This is a genomic window from Pinirhizobacter sp. (genome assembly GCF_035317885.1).
Lineage (GTDB): Bacteria > Pseudomonadota > Gammaproteobacteria > Xanthomonadales > Rhodanobacteraceae > Pinirhizobacter.
Genome location: NZ_DATHFX010000154.1, coordinates 1 through 3,923, shown reverse-complemented (window position 1 = coordinate 3,923; position 3,923 = coordinate 1). Strand labels below are relative to the sequence as shown.

Sequence of the window (3,923 nt, the reverse complement as noted above, 5' to 3'; positions counted from 1 at the left end):
ACTTGCGGCGCCATGCCGGCGAGCATCCGCGCTTCGAACCGATCGCACGCATGCTGGCAACGCATATCAGCGGGGGCCACCGCGCGGAACTGCTGATCAATGGCGAAGCCGCCTTCGCGGCGATGTTCGCGGCCATCGCCGGGGCCAGGCACTACGTACTGGTGCAGTTCTTCATCATCCACGACGACCACCTGGGCAGGCGGCTGCGCGATGCACTGGTGGAACGCGCGTCGGCAGGCGTCACGGTGCAGTTGCTTTACGACAGCATTGGCAGCCATGACCTTCCACAGCGCTACGTGGCCTCACTGCAGGCGGCAGGCGTGGACGTACGGCCGTTCCGGACGCGGCGCTGGCGCAACCGCCTTCAGTTGAATTTCCGCAACCATCGCAAGATCGTCGTGGTCGACGGCGCCACGGGCTTCGTCGGCGGCCTCAACGCCGGCGATGAGTACCTCGGCGCACGGCCACCCCTTTCGCCCTGGCGCGATACCCATATGCGCCTGGATGGCCCGGCCGTGACCGAGCTGCAACGCAGCTTCGCCGAAGACTGGTACTGGGTCACAGGCGAAGTGCCGCCGTTCCGGCCACCGCCCGATGGCGAGGGCAGGGCCGCGGTGCTGGTCGCAGCCACGGGCCCGGCGGACCTGCAGGAAAGCTGCTCGCTGTTCTTCACCCAGGCCATCGCCGTCGCCCGCACCCGGTTGTGGTTGTCACGCCCCGGTAGACGGCCAGCCGTACTGGCCGCCCTGCGGCTGGCCGTCTACCGGGGCGTGGACGTGCGTGTGCTGATTCCCTGCCGGCCCGACCACCGCACGGTGTTCCTGTCCTCGCGCTTCCACACCCACGAGGCAGTACAGGCGGGCATCCGCATGTTTCGTTACCAGCCGGGTTTCGTCCACCAGAAGGTGATGCTGGTGGATGACGACACCGCGGTGATCGGCAGCATGAACCTGGACAATCGCTCGTTCCGGCTGAACTTCGAAATCGCGGCCCTCACCGTGGACTTAACCTTCGCCGGCGAAGTCGAAGCCATGCTGGCCGACGACTTCGCGCAGTCGGTGGAGGTGCTCCCCGCCGACTACGCCCGCACGCGGTATCTTTCCCGCGTGGCCATGCACGTTGCACGCCTGTTCGACCCCATCCTTTGAAGGAGCCACCCATGCACATTTGCACGATGGCCGCGCTGTCCTGCGTGGTTGGCCTTAGCCTCGGGCCTGCGCACGCGGCACTGAGCCAACGCACGGTCACGGTAAATGGCCACGCCTATCCCTACCAGGTGTACACGCCCGACGACAAAACCGAGGCTCATCCGCCGGTGGTGCTGTTCCTGCACGGCTCGGGCGAGCGAGGCTCCGACAACCAGAAGCAGATGAGCCAGGGGCTACCGCCGTGGCTGGCCAAACACCCGGACTTCAAAGGCGTGGTGGTGATCCCGCAAGCCCCGGAACACACGCTCTGGCGCGGCGACGTCACCGACGCTGCGATGAAGGCGCTGGAAGACACCATCAAGGCCGTCGACGGCGACCGCAAACGGGTCTACCTGACGGGCCTGTCGATGGGTGGCTACGGCGCCTGGGAACTCCTGGTGCAGTACCCATCCACCTTCGCCGCGGCGGCCATCATCTGCGGGGGCATCCAGCCGCAGGGCGTGGATGCGCTCATGCAGGTCTACGACCGACGCGAAGGACCGGACGCCTTCGCCTGGGTGGCCTCACGCATGGGGCCTACGCCGGTATGGATTTTCCACGGCTCGGCCGATGGCTCGGTGCCGGTGGAACAATCGCGCAACATGCACAAGGCACTCGATGCCATCCACCATGAAGTCCGCTACACCGAATACCCCGGCGTGGGGCATGGGTCCTGGGTACCTGCCTACGACGAACCCGACCTATGGCCGTGGATGTTCAGCCATCGCCTCGGCGACGCCAAGAAGCCAGGCTGAAGATCAGCCACGCCAGCCCGACACCAACGATCGCACCCACCATCACGAAAAAACACCGCAGGCCGATGGCGTCCGGATCGTGTACTTCGGCCAGCTGCAAGCGCAGCAGCTGGATCGACTGGAACCTCGAGAAATTGAAATAGAAGAGGTCCTTGAAGTCCACCGCGCCAACCAGCGCGGTGGAAGCCAGCCACGACCAGGCCATCAGTACGCCATGATTGGCATCGCGCTTGATCGCCTGCAGCACCGCGTACAGCACGAAGCCGACGACGAGCGCGATGGCGCCGATTTCCAGTGCCCCGACAATGCCGTAACCGAGCCAATCGTGATCGAACATGTTTCTGAAAGCTCCGTGGGATGGGTGGCCAGTGATGCGGCGATGGTAGCCCATCAGTTGTCGAAGGAACTTACCCATACACCGCCGCCACGTCCGGCGGCGCATGATGTCCAATTATTCCCCTGAAGGAGAACCGTGATGGACATCGGATTCATCGGCCTTGGCCACATGGGCCGGGCGATCGTGGCCAACCTGGTGAAGGCGGGCCATACGGTGCGTGTGTGGAATCGATCGCCGGGACCTGTGCAGGAGGCAGCCCGCGCGGGGGCCACCGCGGTCGACTCGCCGGCGGCCGCATTCGCCGGCGACGCTGTTTTCTCGATGCTGGCCGACGACGACGCGGTGCGCGAGGCCATCTTGGCTTCCGGCGCGCTGGCACAGGCCAGAAAAGGCCTGGTCCACGTCAACATGGCCACGGTGTCGGTGGCATTGGCCGACGAGATGGCCCATGCGCACCAGGCGCAGGGTGTGGCTTATCTCGCAGCTCCGGTACTGGGCCGTCCCGACGTCGCCGCTGCCGGCAAGCTCAACATCCTGGCCGGCGGCGATGCGAAGACGCTCGCCCATGTACAGCCCCTGCTCGATGCCATCGGCCAGAAAACCTGGCACCTGGGCGACGTGCCCTCGCGCGCCAATGCGGTCAAGCTGGCAGTGAATTTCATGCTGGGCGCCGCCGTCGAAGCCACGGCGGAGGCGGCGGCACTGGCCGGCGCGCATGGCCTGGAACCGGACGCATTCATCAAGCTGATCACAGGCACCGTGTTCCCGGGGCCGGTGTACGAAGGTTACGGTCGCCGTATCGCCAGTGCCTCCTACACGCCGGCGGCATTCGCCGCACGGCTGGCGCACAAGGACCTCCGCCTCGCTCTGGCTGCGGCGGGCACGGCGAAGGTGCCCATGCCATTGGCAAGCGTGGTGCACGATGCGTTGCTTGAAACTGTCGCCGTGGGCGATGGCGAGAGCGACCTTGCCGTACTGGGCAAGACCGCGCTGCGGCGGGCGGGAAAGAAAACCTAGCCTTCGTTCTCGCTGCGCACGTCCACGCCGATGGTACCGTCGCCTTCCACGGCGACGGTGACGTTGATCGGGCGGCAACACACCTGGCAATCCTCTATGTAGCGCTGGCCATCCTCGCCGGCATCGACCAGCAATTCCAGCGGCTCGCCGCAGTAAGGGCAATGGACATCCACGGGGGTGAGCATCGATAAGCTCCGGCAAGGACGATGGAGTATCGTAGCGCCCCGTCGGTGGAAGGAAGACAAGCAATGATTGAACTGGTCGGCTTCGACGGCGACGACACCCTGTGGCGCAGCCAGGAATACTTCGAGATCGCCAGCAGCGCGTTCGAAGCCATCGTGGGCCAGTACGTCGACCTTGCGGACCTCCGCCTGCACGAGCGTCTGCTGGCCGTCGAGCAAGCCAACATGGCACGCTTCGGCTACGGCGCGAAGGGCATGACGCTGTCGATGATCGAGGCCGCGGTACAGGTGACCGGCGAGCGCATCAGCGCACGCGACATCCACCGCATCGTGTCGCTGGGCAAGGACGTGCTGGACCACCCGGTGGAACTACTCCCGGGTATCCGCCAGGCCGTGGAAGTCGTGGCGCAGAGCCACCGCGTCGTCCTGATCACCAAGGGCGACC

At 65.6% G+C, this 3,923-nt stretch carries 5 protein-coding genes and 1 pseudogene; 4 read left to right on the top strand and 2 right to left on the bottom strand.

The window, feature by feature from the left end; genetic code table 11:
- Together cls and VK519_RS04680 are read left to right on the top strand one after the other, a co-directional pair.
- On the top strand, positions 1-1,148 hold a 1,148-nt coding region (gene cls, locus VK519_RS04685), incomplete at its 5' end, for a cardiolipin synthase (protein ID WP_324347971.1).
- Between the two features lie 11 nt (positions 1,149-1,159).
- Positions 1,160-1,942 carry a carboxylesterase family protein gene (locus VK519_RS04680; RefSeq protein WP_324347970.1) on the top strand — a complete coding sequence of 261 codons (783 nt, stop codon included), beginning with the start codon at positions 1,160-1,162 and terminating at the stop codon, positions 1,940-1,942.
- Here the strand turns inward: VK519_RS04680 and VK519_RS04675 are convergent.
- Entirely contained in the window at positions 1,905-2,279 is a 375-nt protein-coding gene (locus VK519_RS04675; RefSeq protein WP_324347969.1) for a hypothetical protein, read from the bottom strand. The genes VK519_RS04680 and VK519_RS04675 overlap by 38 nt on opposite strands.
- 138 nt (positions 2,280-2,417) lie before the next feature.
- On the opposite strand from VK519_RS04675, the gene VK519_RS04670 reads away from it, so the two are divergent.
- Positions 2,418-3,296, top strand: coding sequence for an NAD(P)-dependent oxidoreductase (locus VK519_RS04670; RefSeq protein WP_324347968.1), 879 nt, complete (start codon positions 2,418-2,420; stop codon positions 3,294-3,296).
- Here VK519_RS04670 and VK519_RS04665 read toward each other — a convergent pair.
- Positions 3,293-3,481 carry a CPXCG motif-containing cysteine-rich protein gene (locus VK519_RS04665; RefSeq protein WP_324347967.1) on the bottom strand — a complete coding sequence of 63 codons (189 nt, stop codon included), beginning with the start codon at positions 3,479-3,481 and terminating at the stop codon, positions 3,293-3,295. The genes VK519_RS04670 and VK519_RS04665 overlap by 4 nt on opposite strands.
- A gap of 63 nt (positions 3,482-3,544) precedes the next feature.
- Between VK519_RS04665 and VK519_RS04660 the strand changes: the two are divergent.
- Positions 3,545-3,923: pseudogene (locus VK519_RS04660) on the top strand (HAD family hydrolase); the annotation flags it as partial.

Excerpts from the sequence above, each read along its gene's own strand:
- VK519_RS04680 (WP_324347970.1), top strand. The coding sequence starts at position 1,160 with ATGCACATTTGCACGATGGCCGCGCTGTCCTGCGTGGTTGGCCTTAGC.
- VK519_RS04675 (WP_324347969.1), bottom strand. The coding sequence starts at position 2,279 with ATGTTCGATCACGATTGGCTCGGTTACGGCATTGTCGGGGCACTGGAA.
- VK519_RS04670 (WP_324347968.1), top strand. The coding sequence starts at position 2,418 with ATGGACATCGGATTCATCGGCCTTGGCCACATGGGCCGGGCGATCGTG.
- VK519_RS04665 (WP_324347967.1), bottom strand. The coding sequence starts at position 3,481 with ATGCTCACCCCCGTGGATGTCCATTGCCCTTACTGCGGCGAGCCGCTG.